Origin of the sequence: Tenacibaculum geojense (genome assembly GCF_042676005.1) — a bacterium.
GTDB classification, from domain to species: Bacteria; Bacteroidota; Bacteroidia; order Flavobacteriales; family Flavobacteriaceae; genus Polaribacter; species Polaribacter geojense.
In genome coordinates this window covers 1-503 of record NZ_JBHTJR010000074.1, presented here as the reverse complement: position 1 = coordinate 503, position 503 = coordinate 1, and the positions used below count along the sequence as shown (strand labels likewise).

1 protein-coding gene is annotated in these 503 nt (G+C 36.0%); it reads right to left on the bottom strand.

Going from position 1 to position 503, the window contains the following annotated elements; translation table 11 throughout:
* Nucleotides 1-72: 72 nt before the first annotated feature.
* Nucleotides 73-501, bottom strand: coding sequence for an SRPBCC family protein (locus ACFQ1U_RS13715; RefSeq protein ID WP_386109348.1), 429 nt, complete (start codon nucleotides 499-501; stop codon nucleotides 73-75).
* Nucleotides 502-503: the final 2 nt, after the last annotated feature.

Genomic DNA, 503 nt, shown 5'->3' with positions numbered 1-503 from the left:
AGCAATTCTGAGTGGATTCGACTACGTTCGAATCCGCCGTAATTGCGGTTATACATTGTTGTACACAGTACTTTATTCATTTACAATTTCTTTCCATTTGTCAGATTCCGCAAACTCTTTTACAATTCGGTTTCTTTGAGTTAATAATTCAGTCATATATTTTTTTAAGAAGAGTTTGTCCGCTAACTTTCCTAAAATTCCAAAAGGAGATTTGTAGTCAAAAAAGTCAGTCATCAAAGTTCCACCATTCGATTTCGCAAAGTGATGTTCGTGTTTAAATTCCGCAAACGCTCCTTTTACCATTTGGTCTGCAAAGTAATTCGGTCTGTCATATTCCGTTATTTTGGAAGTCAGTTTTTGATAAATTCCAAAGTGTTTTGCTCGCCAAGTTACGCTTTCATTCATTCCGATTAATCCGCTTGTTTTTCCAGCTATTACTTCTTCGTTAGTTTGTCCAGTCGATATTTTGTGCAAATCAATACTTCGGGACAAGTCAAACACGA